The organism is Saprospiraceae bacterium, from assembly GCA_016714025.1.
GTDB lineage: Bacteria > Bacteroidota > Bacteroidia > Chitinophagales > Saprospiraceae > Vicinibacter.
Genome location: JADJOB010000002.1, coordinates 2,190,681 through 2,210,852, shown reverse-complemented (window position 1 = coordinate 2,210,852; position 20,172 = coordinate 2,190,681). Strand labels below are relative to the sequence as shown.

The 20,172-nt window shown below is 35.9% G+C and carries 17 protein-coding genes and 2 pseudogenes; 13 read left to right on the top strand and 6 right to left on the bottom strand.

Annotation, left to right across the window (positions count from 1 at the left end):
• Positions 1-84: 84 nt before the first annotated feature.
• The 4 genes from IPJ80_11955 to IPJ80_11940 all read right to left on the bottom strand — a co-directional run bounded on the left by IPJ80_11955 (position 85) and on the right by IPJ80_11940 (position 6,555).
• Entirely contained in the window at positions 85-903 is an 819-nt protein-coding gene (locus IPJ80_11955; GenBank protein MBK7914198.1) for a hypothetical protein, read from the bottom strand.
• Positions 904-922: 19 nt separating this feature from the next.
• Positions 923-2,242, bottom strand: a complete 1,320-nt coding sequence (locus tag IPJ80_11950) for a SusD/RagB family nutrient-binding outer membrane lipoprotein (protein MBK7914197.1) — start codon at positions 2,240-2,242, stop codon at positions 923-925.
• Between the two features lie 170 nt (positions 2,243-2,412).
• Positions 2,413-5,688 carry a SusC/RagA family TonB-linked outer membrane protein gene (locus IPJ80_11945; protein ID MBK7914196.1) on the bottom strand — a complete coding sequence of 1,092 codons (3,276 nt, stop codon included), beginning with the start codon at positions 5,686-5,688 and terminating at the stop codon, positions 2,413-2,415.
• Positions 5,689-5,841: 153 nt separating this feature from the next.
• A complete protein-coding gene (locus IPJ80_11940; GenBank protein ID MBK7914195.1) occupies positions 5,842-6,555 on the bottom strand; it encodes a pyridoxine 5'-phosphate synthase in 714 nt (237 codons plus the stop codon).
• Between the two features lie 14 nt (positions 6,556-6,569).
• Between IPJ80_11940 and IPJ80_11935 the strand changes: the two genes are divergently transcribed.
• The 13 genes and pseudogenes from IPJ80_11935 to trxA all read left to right on the top strand — a co-directional run bounded on the left by IPJ80_11935 (position 6,570) and on the right by trxA (position 17,291).
• The gene (locus IPJ80_11935; protein MBK7914194.1) at positions 6,570-7,436 is read left to right on the top strand and encodes a CPBP family intramembrane metalloprotease; all 867 of its coding nucleotides are present in this window, start codon (positions 6,570-6,572) and stop codon (positions 7,434-7,436) included.
• Positions 7,433-7,969 carry a phosphatidate cytidylyltransferase gene (locus IPJ80_11930; protein MBK7914193.1) on the top strand — a complete coding sequence of 179 codons (537 nt, stop codon included), beginning with the start codon at positions 7,433-7,435 and terminating at the stop codon, positions 7,967-7,969. The genes IPJ80_11935 and IPJ80_11930 overlap by 4 nt, the downstream gene beginning before the upstream one ends.
• Positions 7,966-8,244, top strand: a complete 279-nt coding sequence (locus tag IPJ80_11925; protein ID MBK7914192.1) for a phosphatidate cytidylyltransferase — start codon at positions 7,966-7,968, stop codon at positions 8,242-8,244. Before IPJ80_11930 ends, IPJ80_11925 begins: the two co-directional genes overlap by 4 nt.
• Positions 8,245-8,255: 11 nt before the next feature.
• Positions 8,256-8,909 (top strand): phosphatidylserine decarboxylase family protein, encoded by a 654-nt coding sequence (locus tag IPJ80_11920; GenBank protein ID MBK7914191.1) that lies wholly within the window; start codon positions 8,256-8,258, stop codon positions 8,907-8,909.
• Positions 8,910-8,984: 75 nt separating this feature from the next.
• The gene (locus tag IPJ80_11915; protein ID MBK7914190.1) at positions 8,985-9,626 is read left to right on the top strand and encodes a Crp/Fnr family transcriptional regulator; all 642 of its coding nucleotides are present in this window, start codon (positions 8,985-8,987) and stop codon (positions 9,624-9,626) included.
• A gap of 173 nt (positions 9,627-9,799) precedes the next feature.
• Complete coding sequence (locus tag IPJ80_11910; GenBank protein ID MBK7914189.1) at positions 9,800-12,103, top strand: PKD domain-containing protein; 2,304 nt, start codon at positions 9,800-9,802, stop codon at positions 12,101-12,103.
• Positions 12,104-12,677: 574 nt separating this feature from the next.
• On the top strand, positions 12,678-12,890 hold the full coding sequence (locus tag IPJ80_11905; GenBank protein MBK7914188.1) for a DUF2892 domain-containing protein: 213 nt from the start codon (positions 12,678-12,680) through the stop codon (positions 12,888-12,890).
• Positions 12,891-13,031: 141 nt separating this feature from the next.
• Positions 13,032-14,387 (top strand): MBL fold metallo-hydrolase, encoded by a 1,356-nt coding sequence (locus tag IPJ80_11900; protein MBK7914187.1) that lies wholly within the window; start codon positions 13,032-13,034, stop codon positions 14,385-14,387.
• A gap of 222 nt (positions 14,388-14,609) precedes the next feature.
• Positions 14,610-14,924: a rhodanese-like domain-containing protein gene (locus tag IPJ80_11895; GenBank protein ID MBK7914186.1), complete on the top strand. Its 315-nt coding sequence runs from the start codon at positions 14,610-14,612 to the stop codon at positions 14,922-14,924.
• A gap of 1 nt (position 14,925) precedes the next feature.
• The gene (locus tag IPJ80_11890; GenBank protein ID MBK7914185.1) at positions 14,926-15,375 is read left to right on the top strand and encodes an OsmC family protein; all 450 of its coding nucleotides are present in this window, start codon (positions 14,926-14,928) and stop codon (positions 15,373-15,375) included.
• Between the two features lie 61 nt (positions 15,376-15,436).
• Positions 15,437-15,664 (top strand): hypothetical protein, encoded by a 228-nt coding sequence (locus IPJ80_11885; GenBank protein ID MBK7914184.1) that lies wholly within the window; start codon positions 15,437-15,439, stop codon positions 15,662-15,664.
• An 805-nt stretch (positions 15,665-16,469) separates the two neighbouring features.
• On the top strand, positions 16,470-16,835 hold the full coding sequence (locus IPJ80_11880; GenBank protein MBK7914183.1) for a DUF559 domain-containing protein: 366 nt from the start codon (positions 16,470-16,472) through the stop codon (positions 16,833-16,835).
• A 160-nt stretch (positions 16,836-16,995) separates the two neighbouring features.
• A pseudogene (gene trxA / locus IPJ80_11875) lies at positions 16,996-17,291 on the top strand (thioredoxin).
• A 19-nt stretch (positions 17,292-17,310) separates the two neighbouring features.
• On the opposite strand, the gene priA reads toward trxA, so the two are convergent.
• Positions 17,311-19,767 carry a primosomal protein N' gene (gene priA / locus IPJ80_11870; GenBank protein MBK7914182.1) on the bottom strand — a complete coding sequence of 819 codons (2,457 nt, stop codon included), beginning with the start codon at positions 19,765-19,767 and terminating at the stop codon, positions 17,311-17,313.
• A 6-nt stretch (positions 19,768-19,773) separates the two neighbouring features.
• Positions 19,774-20,143: pseudogene (locus IPJ80_11865) on the bottom strand (DMT family protein).
• Positions 20,144-20,172: the final 29 nt, after the last annotated feature.

The following is a 20,172-nucleotide window of genomic DNA, read 5'->3' as shown; positions in this document are numbered from 1 at the left end:
AGATATGTTGTATTTAACTATTACCAAAAAAAATAGTGGGATTTAAGAATCCCACTATTTTTTATAGTTTAAAAACTAAAAATCTTATTGCTTTTCAAAAGTTCTGACAGCCGTATGGCCCCAATTGCATAAAGCTGCATCTGGGTGAACTGCTGAATTATTTGCAGATGGAAATTCAAATACCTTCCATTGTAAAGTAAGTGGAGCCGTATTGGAAATTATTGGTGGAAATGCATCGTATTCTCCTGCTGTTAAAGCAACCGGAGCTGTAGGTGCAACCAACCGAAGTCCTCCACCACATAAATCCGTTTGTACTGGAAATGCAAGTGAATCACCGCCTGTGGTGTTTTTGTAATTATACAATAAGTAAGGCAAGTAAGCCACAGAAGCTGCCCCACCAGGATTCCCTATTATATAAACGCCGTCAAATACCTTTTTAATTTCTTGAATAAAGCCATTTGCCGTACGCTTGTAATTTCCTTCAAGGCTGGTTGGTCCTGGATTAGCTATTGGTCCTGCAATTACAATATTTGCACCTGTAGATACCTTATAACCTCCTTTGTTAAACTTCTGAAATGTAATTCCGTATCCACCAATTTCTGTCAAATCCGGAATCCCAGTGCTTTGAGATTTTAAAATCTCAACTGTATCAAAACCTGTTTTTCCTCCATGACCACCTTCCATTCCATATACTGTATCTACTGCTATAGCAACTACCTCAGGGAGATCAGCTTCTAAAGTTGCCTGGCCTTGTCCATAAACATATGAATCTGCCATTAATTTTTCTGCTATAAATGGCAATACAATGGGTTTTGCCACAGAATCTATCGATTCATCTTTGCACGAATTTCCAATCAATGCAAAGAATAAAACGATCGTGAAATAAAAAAATATATTTTTCATAATTGGATGTATGTTTTAATTAGTTATCCCAAAATACTTTAGCTGTAAGAAGATGCTGACCTGGAAAGCTTTGATTTAAGCTTTCTTCGCTTTCCGGATAAGGCATAATGCTCGGATAGATTCCAACTCCCAACGCATTTTTAGTTGGACTTTTGAAAATACCTCCAGGACTTGTGAAAATTGGATTTCCTGCATTATCTACTCTTCTGGTTTCTATCCAGGATTCAATTGGTTGTAATCCATTCATACAAACCCATTTCTGGTAACCGATTGATTTTAAAGGAGCTGCTGCATCAAAAGCACCTTTACCTGCCAGATAGGTTGCATCCGCTCCTGCTGTAACGCCTAGGTAAGCAAAATTTTCTTTTACTGCCGCTTCATAAGAAGCTTTTGCATCTCCTGCAGCTCCCATTACAGCAGCTTCAGCCAATAACAAATTGCTTTCCCACGCTGTCATAAAAATAACGGGTGCAGTTGGATTAAAAATTAATCCGCCATCTTTTTTCAAGGCTCCTGCTGGTTTAGATAAAGTAGCAGAACTGGTTGGCGCATTTTCAACATCTCCAGGATTGATCCCTTTATGATCTCCTCCATCATTGCGATCATAGAAATAATCAATTCTAGGATCGTTGGTGCTTTCTAAATACTCCAAAGTAGTGGTTGTTGCAACATAAAAATTACCCAGTGCCGTACTTCTGGCTGCAGTCCAAAATGGATTGCTACCTGTTGAACCACCTGGAAAAGCAACTTTTGCTGCATCTTCATTGGTACTGATAAATGGTGGATCAGCAGCTACCAAATCTTTTACTTTTTGAGTAGCACCTTGTCTTATGTACAATTTTAACAACAAGGAATTTGCAAATTGCTCCCATTTTGCTAAATCACCACCATATACTAAATCATCGCTACCAGGTTTTCTGAAAGAACCCCCGTCGTGTAAAATTTTAGCTGCTTCAATTAATTCCGCTGCTAAAGCTGGATAAATTACATCTTTTCCATTATCATATTTAGGATGTAAAATAGAACCATCTGAAATATCTCCTTTTAATGCTTCTGTATAAGGGATATCACCAAATAAATCTACACAGGTCTGGATGCCATACACCTTCATGATTTTAGCAATAGCAACATAAAATTTTTCTTCAGGGGCATTTTTAATGATGTAATTAAAATTATTTGCTGCCCGATAAACAGAACGGAAAATTTGATTTCCTTCTGAAGAAGAAAGTATGTGTTGATCCGGATCTCCTAAAGATACACCAGGTCCACCGGTATGGTATTGACACCAAATTCCTAAGATAGGAAATAAGCGTTCACCAAACCCAATGGCAGTATACAATTGGCCGGAACTTAATTGTAGATTAATATCAGATGTGGCAGATTGATTTGGATCAATGTTTACATCCAGATAATTATCACAAGATGAAATAAATATACTCAGAAAAATATAGTCGCAAGTATATGTTTGTTTTTAAATAAATTCATAGTTATAAATTTTAATCTAATTAATTAGAATCTTACTCTTAATTCAGCTCCAATACTTCTGGATGTTGGCGTTGTTGTTGTTTCAATGCCTACTGCATCAGAAGCTCCACCTACTCCACCTACTTCAGGATCGGCAAACGTATTTTCTTTAGCAACCCAGAATTTCAGGTTCTTAGCAAATACACCGATTGAAAGTGAACTGAATCCATTCTTACCTTTAAATGATGGGAAATTATAGAACAAACTTAATTCTCTGAATTTCAAATAAGATGCATCCAACAAATAGGCACTTGCCGGCAAACCTCTGAAATAAGAATATGCATTGGTTTCTTTGGTATTTACATCACCATTTAAAGTTACACTATTGTCAACAACAAATGCTTTGCGATCGTTGATCAAAGTCGTACTGGCAGTTCCGTTAAACTCAGTACTTAATTTAGTACCAGAATAAAACAAACCACCGTCTTTACCATCAAGCAATGCATTTAAAGTAAAATTCCAGAATTTAAATTCTGTACCGATTGTATAAAGGAAATTAGGTTGATAGTTACCTAAGTATTCTAACTCAGCACTTTTTTGTGGATTTCCACTGGCATTTACAACGATACGTCCTTGGTCATCATAAGTAAATCCGGTGCCTTTAAAAGTACCGAATGGTTGTCCTTCAACAGCAACCAGGTTTAATGAACCATGGCCTGTGAAATGCACCAATCCAGTGTAAATAGTTAATTCCTCCCCATCAATATTTGGATCATTAATTTCAATTACTTTGTTTTTATTTTTTGACCAGGAACCGTTGATTTTCCAACTAAAATTTCTGGTATGAACCGGAGTAATTGTTGCCCCAATTTCAATTCCTTTGTTTTCCATTTTTCCAATGTTAGCTGGAACAAAAGCAAAACCTGAAGACCATGGAATATTTACGTCAACAATTTGATTTTTTGAATTGATTTTATAAATCGTTGCGTTTAATTCAACACGATCTTTAAATAGTCCAATATCCGCACCAACCTCTGATGTAATTGATAGCTCAGGCTTTAAACTTGGATTTCCAATACTTTGTCCTTTTTGGGCACCAGTTTGTTCATTAAAAGGAAAGCGAACCTGGAAATCATCCCCTAAATCCAATAATAAAGGATTTAAATTGTAATAAGTATTTAAGCGATATAAAGGAGCATCTTTTCCAGCGCTTCCGATTCCACCTCTTAACTTAAGGTAGTTGAATGGTCCAAAGCTCCAATCACCCACTGAAGTTGGAACAAATGAAAATCCAACAGCCTGATAAAAGAATCCTCTATTGTCTACTGGTAAGGTTGAAGAATAATCTTGTCTTGCAGAATATTCAAAAGTTGCATAATCTCTGAAGCTCAAAGAATTATTAAAGTAAATACCATAAAGACGGTATTGAGTCGTTTTTCTGGTTGCACGTGCCTGTTCTGTTGAGTTAGACAAGTCGTAAAATCCAGGTATTACAAGACCTCCCACCGTTGAGCCAGAAACCTGACGGAAAGATTGATCAATAGAATTAAGACCCAATGTGCTGCTTAATTTGAAATCTTTACCTAATCCGGTTGCATAATTTCCAAAAGCATCATAAATAAGATCGGTAATTCTTGTTGAAGATTCTTTGTATGAACCCAAACTGAATACAGATTCAGGAGTTCTTCCTCCATCTACTAATTCACCATCAGCCCAGGTAAAGGCAGTATGGTAAGCAAATTTAGGTCCTTTTTCAGTCACCGAACTGGTAATAAAGTTGGTGCTGATACGACCTGTAAAGCTCCATTTTGGTGCTGGTTTATAAGTTAAGGAAGCACTGGATATCACATTGTCTACTGAGTTGCGCAGATCCTGGTTGTCAAGGATGTAATATGGATTGATAGAATATTGTCCATAAAAACCTTTGAAATCATGGTACGGACTGTTGTAATCCCTTAATTCATTAAAAGGAATGTTGGATGGCGTCTGCGTAACAAATGCCATTGCTGGAGTACCCGCAGAATAACCAAATGGGTATCCTCCTTCTGTAGCACCTCTTTGATTAATTTTGGAATAATTCATTTTAAAATCAGACCTCCATTTATCAGAGAATTGTGCTCCTACATTCAATTGAATGTTGTGTTTATTTAATTCTGTATTTAAAACAATTCCTTTATTGCTAAAATTGGTATAAGATAACAGATAAGTAAATTTATCGCTACCACCGCTGATTGAAAAATTATTGCGGATGGTTTGACCGATTTCAAAAAAGTTTTTAACGTTATCTTTTACAGCACTGTATGGCCTAACCAATTGCTCGATTTTACCATTAGACAATGGAATCAATTCGTGGTTTTCATCAAAAGGAGCTGCTGTCCATGGAATCAGACGGCCGTCAAATTTAGAACCCCATGCAAAGTTTTCCCCCATAAAAATATTAATTCCACCACCACAACCATTGCAAGACTCATATCCGGAACCATATTGCTCCTGATATTTATAAAGCAACAATACGTGTTCTGCGCTATATGATGAATTGAAAGAAATATTTGGTTTTTCAGATTTTCTTCCAGCTTTTGTTGTAATTAAAATTACACCGGATCCACCTCTTGAACCATACAATGTGGTCGCAGCAGGACCTTTTAATACAGTAACATTTTCAATGTCATCTGGATTGATGTCGTTTCCTCTGTTTCCAAAGTCAACATAATTATCACGGTCACCATCTTTACCGGTACCGCCTCCACCAGAAGTGGCGCTGTTGTTTACAGGCACTCCGTCAACAACAATTAATGCATTATTCCCTTGGGTCAAAGAAGTTTCTCCTCTCAAAACCACCCGGGTAGAAGCACCAACTGCTCCAGAAGCCTGGCCAATTTTAACCCCTGCAACTTTTCCTTGAAGTGCATTTAATACGCTTCGACTTGCAGATGAATTCAAATCCTCTGAACTAACAGATTGATTGGCATAAACCACATCGCTTTTATTTCTTTTAACTCCCAATGCGGTAATAACGGTTTCCGTTAATAACACACCTTCGTCCATAGAAACGTCTAGCAAATTGCTTACGCCTAATGTAAGTTCCTGGGTGTTGTAACCCGTATAACTTACTACAAGGGTTGAAACCCCGGCTGGAACATTTAAACTGTAACTGCCATTGATATCGGTGACGGTTCCAACATTGGTGCCTTTGGCTACGATGTTTGCACCAATAACCGGATCACCTTTCTTGTCGGTAACTGTACCTTTTACCATTCGCTGTGCTTGCGCTGAAGCCAGAATGCAAAAAAGCGACAGAAAAACAAATAAAACTTTCTTCATAATCTGGTTAGATTTAGTTTGCTTAATATTTTGTTAACCCCCAAAGATAGTGTTGTTTACAAATTCCAAAAATTTTAACACTTAATTTCTTAAGGTTATTCTTAGAAATTTACATATTACAATAATAAATATTTATATTATTCTAAATATAAATTACTTAATACAATTCTTATACATGAGTAAGACGTTTTCCAAACCAAAATAAATTGCATCTGTAATGAGGGCATGCCCTATAGAAACTTCATCCAGCCGGGGTATTTGCAATTTATAGAAGGCCAAATTCTGTAAATTCAGATCGTGGCCAGCATGAATTCTCATGCCAAGTTCGATCCCTTTTAATGCTGCTGCTTCATGCAGTTTTATATGCTCGAATCGATTTTTCGTATAATTCCAGGAATACGGTCCTGTGTACAATTCAATACAATCTGAGCCTACATCCCGGGCTCGTTGCACCATTTCAACATCAGGATCCAAAAAAAGAGATACCCGAATTCCTTCCCGTTTAAACCGATCAATGCAATCTTTCAGGAGTTTGCGGTTTTTTTCAATATTCCAACCTTGATCGGAAGTCAAGACTTCCGGGGAATCAGGAACTAATGTAACCTGAGTTGGTTTGTGGGTGCAGACTAAATCAATAAAATGAGGAGAAGGAAATCCCTCGATATTTAATTCAGTTTTTAGCACTTTTTTTAATTCGCCTATATCAGAAAACCGAATGTGCCGCTGGTCTGGTCGTGGATGAACTGTGATCCCATCAGCCCCAAATCGTTCACAATCCAGAGCGAACTTGATCAAATCGGGGTAATTGCCTTTACGGGAATTTCGGATTAAAGCAATTTTATTGATATTTACACTTAATCTGGTCACCATGATTTTGATAAATGTCCAAAAGTAAGCTGATCTTTTTATTTTATTTTGTACTCCTCGTGCTTTGCGGCCTGTTGTTAAGTTATGCTTTGATGTTTTTGGGCTTTTGGCTTAAAGGCATAGATTTAAGTTCAATCCTGCAAGACGGTCCCGGTCTTTTTGAAACATTAAGCGCACCAGAATTACTGATTATGCAATTATGCAGTCAGGTTTTTTCCATGATCCTGCCTGCCTGGATTTACATGAAAATGGATACCGAACTTGCTGCTGCTTTACAAACCAAGAAATTTAACTTGAATCGATTTGTCTTTTGTTTAAGTTTTTTTCTTTTGAGCATTCCCCTGGTTGGATTTTCTGCATACTACAATCAATTAATTCCCTTACCTGAATGGATGATTCAAAACGAAGACCGGGTCAAGCAATTTATCGAAAAATTATTAACCTTCCATTCGTTTTCAGATTTAATCATGGCTTTCACTGTCATTGCAGTTATTCCTGCAATTGCAGAGGAATGGGTGTTTAGAGGCATCATCCAAAATTATTTGATTCGATGGCTTAAAAATCCCTGGATCGGCTTGATACTAAGTGCAGCACTCTTTTCTGGAATTCATATGCAATTTGAAGGGTTTATACCCAGATTTATCTTAGGCTTTAGTTTAGGTTTTGTATACTTGATTGGGAAAAGTCTTTGGTATCCCATCGTGTTGCATCTTATTAATAATGGCAGTCAGGTTATACTGGCTTATTTTAATCAAGAGGAAATTCAAAAACAACTGAGCGGTGAAATGGAAAAACCACAAGCAAGTCTCGTGTTAGTTGCCACGATCCTTTGCATATTGAATGCCTGGTTTTTATTTAAAAAATCGACTACGGAACAATGAAAACACGAATCCTTACCGGTCTGGTTTTAGGCTTGTTTATGATATCCGGCATGTTATACAGCTTTTTTACTTGTTTGATGTTGTTTGTAATCATTTGTGCTTTTTCACACCAAGAATGGCAAAAGAATTTTTTAATCAATGAATCAAAATTGACCAAGACCATTTACACTGTATTTTTTCTTGTATGTCTTTGCTTATTGATTTTTGTCGAACAGCTAAATTTTGCAAATAAGCTGAACGAATGGCTCCCCTATTTCAATTCAAGCGTAATTTTAATATTGGCTTTATTTGGAATTCCATTATATCTTAATAAAAATTGGAAGTTTACACAGAGCTGGTATTGCGGCATTTTTTATATTTATTTTCCAATGATTGTTGGAATTTACTTTTTACATCAGGATTTTGAAACAAACCGCTGGCTTATTCTAGGATTGATCATCATCAATTGGTGTAATGACAGTTTTGCTTATTTTACCGGAAGATTAATAGGAAGAACACCGCTTGCACCGTCCATATCTCCTAAAAAACAATAGAAGGCGCTATTGGTGGCATTGCTTTTGGAATCCTGGCTGCATACTTACTAAATACCTATATGTTTCAGCAGCCTTATCCTATTGAAAAAATTATTGTCCTGGGCGTGGCTGTATGCATTGCTGGCATTACCGGTGATTTGTATGAATCCAGAATGAAACGCCTTGCAGGCATTAAAGACAGTGGAAATTTATTGCCAGGTCACGGTGGCTTTCTGGATCGATTCGATAGTTTTTTCTATATCATTCCTGTAGGTATTTTTGTACTCTCAATTTAAATTATAATAATATGTACATACATAAAGAAGGAAGAGCCTGGGTTATTGGATCCTTGTTGGTTTATATCCTGTTAATCATTTTATTCCAAAACATCATTCCGACCTATAATTGGATTCTCATCATTCTATTGGGCATTCCATTCTTATTAATTCTCAATTTTTTCAGAAATCCAATTCGGACAATTCCTCAATCAGATGATCACAAGGTTTATGCCGCTGCTGATGGAAAGATTGTAGTCATTGAAGAAGTTTTTGAGTCTGAATATTTTAACGACTCCCGTAAAATGGTGAGTATTTTTATGAACCCGCTCAATGTGCATTGCAATCGCTATCCGGTAAGTGGAAAAGTTGTTTATACGAAATATCATCCGGGAAAATATCTGGTAGCCTGGCATCCAAAATCTTCTACAGAAAATGAACGCAATACGGTTGTAATTGAAACGACCTTTGGTACTCAAATTCTGATGCGTCAAATTGCGGGTGCATTGGCACGAAGGATTGTTTCTTATGCTCAACTTAATGATTCCGCTAAGCAAGGGGAAGATTTTGGTTTTATAAAATTTGGATCCCGGGTGGACTTATATTTTCCTTTAAATGCAGAAATCAAGGTGGAACTTCAGCAACTGGTTAAAGGGAATTTGGATGTAATCGCACACTTAAAATAAAGGAAGTACCTAAAAAAAAGATTAACAATTATTCATTCTGATGCCTTAATGAGTTCCTTTGAAATAAAAAAAAACATGGATTTAAATACTTTATCGGAATTCAGGTCATCAAAAGAATTGCAAGAAAAACTTGCAACTTATGGCATTGCCAAACATTTTTCAGAAGGAGCCGTCATATTAGATGAAAATGCACACATTCGGTCGATTCCAATCGTTACCCGTGGAAGTATCCGGGTCATACGCACCGATGACGAAGACGATCGTGAATTGTTCTTATATTATATCAAAGCCGGCGAAAGCTGCATTATGTCTTTTTTAGGGGGTATTCATCACGACACCAGCAAAGTAAAGGCCATAGCAGAAGAAGAGACGGATATTCTATTTATTCCTATTGAGAAAGTTAGCTTACTTATTAAAGAATATCCAGCCTGGCTTGATTATATTTTTAGATTATACCACAAACGTTTTGAAGAATTACTGGATGTTGTCAACGAAATTGCCTTTAAGAAAATGGATGAGCGCCTGCTCTCCTTTATCAATAAAAAATGCGAACTGACAAAAAGTTCGACGCTTTATGTCACGCACGAGCAATTGGCACAAGAACTAGGCACTGCACGGGTTGTAATTTCTCGATTACTAAAACAAATGGAATCAGCGGGTCTGGTCAGTTTGGGTCGCAATAAGATAAGTTTGCTTGTTGGGAAATCGTCCAATTAAGACAATCAATTTCTCGTTTAAATACTAAAATTTTGAATTAAATCCTAAGCTGAACGGGATTAAATAATTTCAATTTCATAATTGAGTACAAAATGATATTTATCAAGTTTATTATTGATGGTTAGCACTGCTATTTTTTTAGAAATATACGAATATTATAAAAAATAGAACACATGAATCAGAAACTTGTATTTAGGATTTTAGTAGTAAGTTTATTGTTTGTGAGCATATCATGCAGCAAAGACGAATCAGATTCAGGCAATGACTCTGGTAAAATTAAAACTGACAAACAAACTCAGTTACTTCAACAAACAATTCCTGCATCGGGAGGCTACTTGGAAATTTCAGGAAGCGCCAGTCCATTAGAAGGGCTTCGGTTGGAAGTCCCCGAAGGTTGTTATCAAGAATCCAAAACCTTCAACATATCTTATTCAACAATTACATCGCATGAACTAGGCCAGTATTTTAATCCAATCAGCCCACTGATTGAAATCCAAAATGGAAGTGATCAATCGGCAAAATTTATGAGTTTACGTATTCCAATCCAATTAAATCAAGGGGAATATGCAATGGCATATTACTATGATAGAAAAACCGGACAGCTTGAGGGATTGCCAGTAGAAAAAATTACTGACAGCTATATTGAAGTATCTATCAGACATTTTTCTTTACTGGTTATTAGTAAAATTCAAAAAGAGTTATTGATTCAAGGTGGAGGTTTTCATACACTTTTTGATCCAAAACAAAATGGATGGAGTTTTGTAAATTATGGTACTTATCCAGAACCTGAAGGCATTTGTGCAGGCATGAGCATTGGAGCCGCCTATTATTATAAAAACTTTAAAACCAATGTCAATTTATACAGCTATTTTGATAATGACTTGTTATGGTTTCGGACCAGTGACTACTGGCCAGATGATGCCCGTGGCTTACAATTTGCCACCGCTATACACCGAATTCAGGAAGTGTTTTGGTCAAATAATAATGAAAGCATTCTTAAAATGTTGGATGCGCCAGACGAGGATCGATTTTGGAATTTAATTTATGCCATACTAATAAATAACCAGGCTCAATTGGTTTTTGTAAAGAACTCGCAAATTGATACTGCTCATATGATTATTGCCTTTGGTTATACAATCAACCCCACAGAAGCGATCATCAATGTTTATGATCCAAATTACCCTGGACTGGAGAGCACGATTACGTTTGACATGACCACTAATAAATTTAAACCATACACTTCTGCAATCAATGCAAAAGCCCTGGAAGATGGCACCACATTTAATTGCGATAAAATTGCATTCATTCCATTTTCTGCAGCTATGTCACCAGATGAAATGGATTTTTTATGGCAAAAAGTTCAATCAGGGACCATTGCCAATGGTTTATTTCCAGCATTCAAGGTGTATGCTGTTCCTAAAGACCCTGCATTTACAAAAATTGAACTTAACATTGAAGACAATACTAAAATCAACTACATTCCATTTGGAGAATTTGACTTTGAAGTTGCAGGTCTTGATCCAAGCGTAACTTTAAAAATGGAAGAAATTAGTTTTTATCCAGGAATTGGCTTAGAACGCACCGTGCCTGCACAAACTGTAAAGATGGAAAATAAAGATACCTTAATAGGTTTGTATTTATACGCTACTCCTTCCGGGCAATTATATGATAAATGGCTTGGTTTTGAATATTTCAAAATTCAGGTACAAGACATTTGGATAGAACCCGCAGACACCAGCATTGCAATTAATACCGATTTAAAACTGATTGCAAGACACAACGGCACTGCACCAAAACGAGCCCGCTTCAGCTGGAATTTTGGGGACTCCAATTCAGATACCAGTACTGATAGTACCATTATTCATAAATACGATCAGCCTGGTGATTATGATATCGAATTAATTATTACAGACCTAGAAAGTCAAAAAGAAGTTGCTAAAGCAAAAACCACCGTAAATGTGACCATATGGCCTAGAATTGCCATTACACTTAAAGGAATGGATACCAACCCACCTAGCACAATTAAAGCATCTGATGGGGCCGATATTCCATCAATTTCCTGGGCTAATAAAAACATTATCACAGCACCTAATTTAAGTTGGAATAAAAATGATTTTGTAGTCGATTTTCAATTCAATTTGGATCCTGCTGTTTATACTTGCCGTATACAGGGCAGTGTTTCTGCAGATTTCAAGAAAATAACTTATCTAAATGCAATTTACACTGGAATTGCGGGTGGAGGAGATTGGAATTACCAAGCTGCAATTGTGATGCAAAATTTTCCATTAGAAGTTTACCTTCCTAAACAAATAATTGGTAAAATTCTTACCGGCACAGAAGCACAATCGAAAGTAAGCCAAATATCATGGAAAGTAACCACGATGGACAACCAAGGTAATCCCAAAGAACAAACTTTGAAATCCATTGATTGGAATAGCAATCAAACTGAACTGAGTGTATTTTTCTATGACAAATAGGATATTTTCGCAGGAAAGTTGACACATGTTGCAATATTTTCAATTGAATTTGTAAATTATCTTTTAAAAATAATGAACTATTATGTTATTTTTTAATTTAAAACCCTATACTACAATAACTTGCTTAATTTTTATATCAATTGATGATGTTTCCAAGTTGCATTTTGCTTAACATAGAAATACAAAATAACAATTTTTGCATTTATAATTTCAGAAACAACCTTGCATCTGTTCATTTACTGCAATTAAAAAGATATACAAGATTCTGAACTCATTTTATTTTAGGATTAACCCAGTGCCTACAGGATTTAACTAAAGTAGCATTGATCGGCTTTTAGCAAACTTTTGAAACACTATACCGGCTCTAAAAAAAATAATCGCGTGGTAAGGAAAAAACTGTCCCGTACCTGAGGATAGCAGGATTGAAACATCCGCTTTTCAAGATTGCAGCATTTTAGCATTGTAGCATCGCAGAATTGAAAAATTTTTCCTGCCTTGTGTAACATTGGTAACAGATTACTTCTTCTTAGCGTCGGAACTTTGTATGGTAATTAATTAAATCAAAATAGTAAAGATGAAAAAGAATATGGGTTTTATTGACCGTACGATACGGATTGTAATCGCTGTGCTGATTGTTGGCCTATATATGGGCAATATTGTTTCCGGGCTTCTGGCAACAATCTTATTGCTCCTCGGAGCTGTATTTTTGATAACCAGCACCATCAGTTTTTGTCCCTTGTATCTGCCTTTCGGTTTTTCAACCAGAAAGTCTAATGATAAACCATAATACAATCTGGCCATCCCAAACCTTCAGATTGAATGGAATTCAGACGATTAACAATAATTTAAGTAAAATAAATACAGGGTGTAACAAATGTTACCGTTTTGACGCGAGTTTCGTAGCATTTTTGCAATAGAATTTAAGACTATGATTATTAAACAATTTGAAGACAAGAATTTAGCACATTATTCCTATGCTATCTTAAGTGGACATGATCTTGCTCTGATCGATCCATCCAGAGATCCACAGGATTATTACGATTTTGCTGCGCAACATCAAGCAAAAATTACCGCTGTCATTGAAACGCATCCGCATGCTGATTTTGTAAGTAGTCATTTGGAAATTCATCAACATACTGGTGCTCCTATTTATGTAAGCAAACTACTGGGAGCTGAATATGAACATGAAGGCTTTGATGAGGGTGATGCCATCGTATTGGGAAAAATCACACTCAAAGCGCTCAATACACCCGGACATTCCCCGGACAGTATCAGCATCGTAGCTTATGATGAACATGGCATCGAGCAAGCGATCTTTACCGGAGACACCTTATTTATAGGCGATTGTGGAAGACCGGATTTAAGAGAACAAGCAGGCGCAATCACTGCGGCTAGAGAAACGCTTGCTAAACAAATGTATCATTCACTTAGAGACAAATTAATAAATCTGCCAGATTCAATTGCCATCTATCCGGCTCACGGCGCAGGAAGTTTATGTGGAAAAGAGTTGAGCAAATTGGGTGTAAGCACCTTGGGGCATGAAAAGCTAACTAACTGGAGTTTACAAGAACAAAGTGAATCCGATTTTGTAAAGGAATTGCTATCAGACCAACCCTTTATACCTAAATATTTTACGTACGATGTTTCTTTAAATAAAAAAGGCGCCAGTCCATTTTCTGAATCCATTTCCAAAATCAAAATCAAACTGCAAATTACAGCTGACGAATTTACGAAATCCTTCGACCCAAACATCCTAATAATCGACAGTCGTCCACAAGATCAGTTTAAAACCGCGCATTTAAAAAATTCATACAACTTGATGAACGATACCAAATTTGAAACCTGGTTAGGCAGTATCGTCCACCCTGGCGAACTGTTTTATCTGATAGCAAAAAATGAAGTTGAACTAAATACATTGATATCACGGATTGCTAAAATTGGTTATGAAAATCAAATCGCTTTAGCGTTTACACTGGAATCCGGAAATACTCAATTTGATTTTTTTGACAGCAGTACCTTGCGTAAATATGAAGACGCGTATACCATCATTGACATACGCAATCCGAATGAAGTGAAAGCAAATACAATTTTTGAACATGCCATTCACATTCCTTTATATGAATTGCGGGAACGTACTAATGAAATTCCACTAAGCAAACCCATTCTAGTGCATTGTGCCGGTGGTTTCAGAAGTGCAGCAGGAAGCAGCATCATTAAATCTTTAATCAATGAACAGGCTGAAGTATATGATTTAAGTACAGCCGTCAAAAAATTTCAATCATGAATTTTATTCAAAAGTATAAACTGTCAATTCTTGGCATAGCACTCGGTTCTTTGGCAGGATATCTTTATTATCATTTTATCGGGTGCGCCAGCGGAAGCTGCATCATTACGTCGCGGCCCTTAAACAGCTCACTTTATGGAGCGGTAGTAGGCTGGTTGTTATCTAGCATGTTTCAATCTAAACGGACTTAAAAACTTATTAAATTTTAAATAAATATTAAATATGATAAATTCAATAAAAAAATTATTCAGTAGTACACCACCGGTATCCTTTGACCAATTGGTAAAAGAAGGCGCTCAAATTATAGATGTTCGTACACCCGGTGAATTTCAACAAGGACACATTAAAGGTTCAGTAAACATTCCATTGCAAGTTTTGTCAAATCAAACAACAAAAATTAAAAAAGACAAAGCCATTATTTTGTGTTGTGCATCGGGTATGCGCAGTGCATCTGCAAAAGAAATTCTATTAACGAAAGGATTTAGTCAGGTGTATGATGGAGGTGGATGGACCAGTTTGCAAAATAAAATCAACTAAAATGGAAGCACATATTTATAATGTAGATATCAACTGGAGTTCAGATCGAAAAGGAGTGATGTGTTCACCTGAATTAAACAAGGAGGCCAACAGTTGCATTGAAGTGGCTACCCCACCAGAATTTCCAAAAGGAATCCCTGGAATTTGGTCACCAGAACATTTATTTACTGCCGCTGTAAGCAGTTGCCTGATGACTACCTTCCTTGCAATTGCTGACAATTCGAAACTTGATTTTAAAAGCTTTAGCTGCAATTCAAAAGGCAAACTGGAACAAGTTGATGGGAAGTATTTGATGAGTGAAATCACACTTGAACCCAAAGTGACTATTCAAAATGAACAGGATCGCTCCAAGGCAGAACGAATTCTATTAAAATCAGAAGCTGCTTGCTTAATATCCAACTCCATTAAATCAAAAATTATCATGAATCCGACCATTGAAGTCGTATCCTGATTCTAAACCTAAAACCAATATGTTAAAACGAATGATTACTGGGTGGACATTTATCAGATTCATGTATCTAATAATTGGAAGTTTTATTGTAGTTCAATCCATCATGGATCAGCAATGGCTGGGCATGTTTATTGGAACTTATTTCGGAGCGATGGGATTATTTGGCCTTGGATGTGCATCCGGCAATTGCTTTAGTTCAATAGCTAATTCAGCAAATTCAGAGGACAAAAATAATTTGATTAAGGATATTCAGTATGAAGAGGTAGAAGGAAAACAAAATCGGCAATAAATCTTCAATTAAGAATTTAGTCAGAATTCGTTTCATTTGACTTTGTGAAAAATGATCTTCATTTGAAAATAGATTTATAAAAAACGAAGGTGATGCAGGATTCTTATTAACAACTATCTGAACCCCAAACGCCTTGAAAGGGGCTTTAAATTATCGTATGGAGAAAAATATTTTTTCAATTATATATTACGATTTGAGAATGCTTCACCCAATGAAGCAAATAGCAAAGCTTCTTTCAAGGGGTTGGGGGTTCAGAATTAAGTTAAATTGTTTCCAATAAAATATATTTGGTATAAGAATCATTTAATAATTAATATATTAAATCTTGTTCATCCATTTCATGTTTGTTCGAACCCCAAACCCCTTGAAAGGGGCTTTAGATTATCGTATGGAGAAAAATATTATTTCAATTATACATTACGATTTGAAAATGAATCACCCAATGAAGCAAATAGCAAAGCCCCTTTCAAGGGGTTTGGGGTTCAGAATTAAGTTAAATTGTTTCCAATAAAATATATTTGGTATAAGAATCATTTAATAATTAATATATTAAATCTTGTTCATCCATTTCATGTTTGTTCGAACCCCAAACCCCTTGAAAGGGGCTTTAGATTATCGCATGGAGAAAAATATTATTTCAATTATACATTACGATTTGAGAATGAATCACCCAATGAAGCAAATAGCAAAGCCCCTTTCAAGGGGTTTGGGGTTCAGAGTACAGTTAAATTGATTTTTTAATTAAATATAAACAAAATTTCAAGTAGTTTATTATTTAAATATTATAGACATCCTTATTCCATCCATGAGATACAAGTCTATTCTCGAATTAGCAAGGTATATGCGAACAAATCCAACCACATCTGAATTATTTTTTTGGAATAAAGTTCGAAATAGGTCTTTTCATGGTTTTAAATTTTATAGACAATATATTGTGGAAAGTGCGAACATCAATGGAGATAAGAGTTTTTTTATTGGTGATTTTTATTGCCATAATAGAAAAGTAATTATTGAATTAGATGGCAAAATTCATCTTACACAATTGGAGTATGACAAACTAAGAGAAAAAGATTTAATTGAAATGGGATTTAAAATTATAAGATTTAAAAACGAAGAGGTACTAAACAATTGGCAAGAGATCTCCGAGATTTTACTTAAAGAAATTAGTTAATTACAATTCGGATAAAACTTTTGCCTTACAGCAAACTGTTAATACAAAGAGTACGAGATAAATATTTGAATAAAATCAAGAAACTATTCTAAGTATCTTTTTGTTAAACTATTGAATTAAATTTTAATCTGATAAGATACTTTAATAATAAAATTAAAAAATGAAACAAACATTTTCAGAATTAATAAATGGCGAAACGCCTGTATTGATTGACTTTTCTGCAGAATGGTGCGGCCCTGTAAAATGATGAAACCTATATTGGATGATCTAAAATCTAAATTAGGCGATCAGGTCAGAATACTTAAAATAGATGTAGATAAAAATCCTCAAGCAGCTTCTGCATACAAAATTCAAGGGGTCCCTACTTTAATTCTTTTTAAAAATGGACAGATTAAATGGCGGCAATCAGGTGTGCTTTCTGCCAATGAATTGGCAAAGGTCATTCAGTCTAATTAAGTTAACAGCACTTGTTGCTTTATGGATCCACATCTATCTGAATTCGCAGGCTTGACATGCCTGCTTTTGATTTAAGTTCCTGAATTTTCAAAAGGATTTCCTTTTTGATTGTTGTGATTTGTTTAGACTCCTTTTCGATTTTAATTAATAACTCACGCACGAAGTAACCTTTTATTTTAGACAGATTGGGTTCGGCCGGACCCAAAATCCGCTTACCATAAAGCACTTTTAGTTGCTTGCAAAAAATATCAATTGCATCTTCCAACACGGGCAATCGGGTATGTAAAAATTGTATTTTAATCAAACGCACATAGGGTGGATAATGAAACTTTTTCCGTTCAAATAATTCCTGCGTATAAAAACTTTGCAAATCATGATTCACCACAAAATGAATGACGGGATGAAAAATCTGAAATCCTTGTATTAATACCTGGCCTTTCTCCTTCCTTCGTCCTGCCCTACCTCCCACTTGTGTAAGTAATTGAAACGCCCGTTCTTGTGCTCTAAAATCCGGATAAAACAACATTTGATCTACCTGTACGACTGCAACTAAATTCACCCCATCAAAATCAAGACCCTTGGTTACCATTTGAGTTCCTACAAGAATATCTACTTCACGATCTTGAAATTCTTCAATAATCTTTTGTTGCATTTTACGGGTACGCGCAATATCGAGGTCCAATCGTTTAATGGTATGTTCCGGAAAATTTGCTTGCAATTCCTCCTCTATTTTTTCTGTTCCAAAGCCAAGTATTTTTAAAGTTGCTTGTCCACAATCCGGGCAACGTAACGGAATGGGTTTAAAATTTCCACAAATATGACATTTTAATTTCTCTTGCTGTTTATGTAAAGTCATTCGCACATCACACCGTTCGCAACTTGCTTCCCAATTGCAATTTCCACACTGCAACAAAGGACTATACCCTCTTCGATTTCTAAATAAAATGACTTGTTTTTTCTGATCTAAATTGAGTTTTATTTCTTTTAACAATTGTTCAGAAAATAATCCTTTCATTTTGCCAAACTGTTGGGCTTCCTTCAATGAAATGGTGGTCACTTCAGGCAATTCACTTTCACCAAAGCGTTGATCTAAAAAAGTATAGCCATATTTATGCTGTTTTGCATTGTAATAAGACTCAATGGAAGGGGTTGCTGATCCCAAAAGCACTTTAGCATTAAATAATTTTGCGAGAATTATTGCAGCATCCCGTGCTTGATATCTTGGCGCCGGATCGTTTTGCTTGTAGGAAGCATCGTGTTCTTCATCGACTATGATCAATCCCAATCGATCAAACGGTAAAAAAATGGAAGATCTGGCACCAATAAAAACTTGTGTATGTTTCATAGCTGCCTTCCAAACTGCAGATTTCGTTTTTAAACCTAAATCAGAATGATATTCCAACAGTTGTTCTCCAAAATAATACTTTAGTCGACTCACCAATTGGGTAGTCAAAGCAATTTCTGGGACGAGATACAAAACTTGTAATCCTTTTTCGAGATATTCCTGAATTAACTTTATATAGATCATGGTTTTTCCGCTTCCGGTTACTCCATGCAATAAGCTGGTTTGATGCTTGATCCAATGTGCTTTAATTTCTAATTGACAATTGATTTGATTTTCACTCAATTCCAGTGGTACAAATGCTTGTTCCTGGTTTGGATACACATATTTTTCTAAAACACATTCTTCGTATAAACCCTTTTTGATCAAAGCGTCTGTAACGCTTTTATCTGTTACACTGATTCGTTGCAATTCCACTCGCTTAATCCAATCGTAATTCCTTTTAATTTGCAAATAATTCAAAATCGAACGGGATTGCCGTTCCGATTTCTGAATTTGATTTAGCAGTTCATTTAATAAATTCTGATCTTCCTTTAATTGATTCGGAATGCGAATCCATGATATGGTTGGGATCTCTGATTTGTCTTCCAATTTTTCACGCGCAGCAATCCATCTTCGATCCACCATGCTGTTGATCAATTTTAAAATGGATTGCTTCTGAATAATTTGCTGAACTTCTGAAATACTCAACTCATTTCGCACATCCAGTGCTTCAAGGATCAGGTATTCATCATCTTCCAGCAAGTCTGGATAGTCTGATTCCTCTATTAATTTATAAATCCGGGTTTCAGAAGCTAATTTAAATAAGGAAGGCAGAGCAGCTGTCATCAATTCTCCCAAACTGCACACATAATATGTACTTAACCATTCCCAGAATTCCAATTGTTTTAAGCTTACGATAGGCTCCTGATCTATAATTGCTATGATTGATTTTGTTTTAGTCCAAGCTGGTGTATCGTGAATTGCTTTTACTAATGCTGCGTAGTGTTTCTTCTTGCCAAATTCAACTTCTACCCGACAGCCGACTTTTAACTCAGGTACCAACTCGTCTGGAATGGCATAGGTAAATGTACCTGCTACAGAAAGCGGAAAAATGAGTTCGGCGTATTTTTTAACGGGTGATTGGTTGAACATTAATTCTTACTTCTTAAACGCGAAATAGACGGCGCCCACTAAAAAACAAGCGCTGATCAGATGATTCCATTGAAAACGTTCTTGTTTGAAAAAGATAAATGCAAACACAAAAAAGACAACCAAGGTAATTGCCTCCTGAAGTACTTTGAGCTGGACCAAACTGAAAGGTCCTTGATTTCCGGTATACCCGTATCGATTTGCAGGAACCTGGATGCAATATTCAAAGAATGCGATTCCCCAACTCAACAAAATGATCTGAATCAAACCAAAAGATTGCGCCCAGGAAAATTCTTTTTATTTTCAAATGCCCATACCAGGCAATGGTCATAAATACATTTGCCACTATTAACAGAAAGATGGTGGAAAAAGCTTTCAAATTAGGGTTTTTGCAAATATATCAAACTG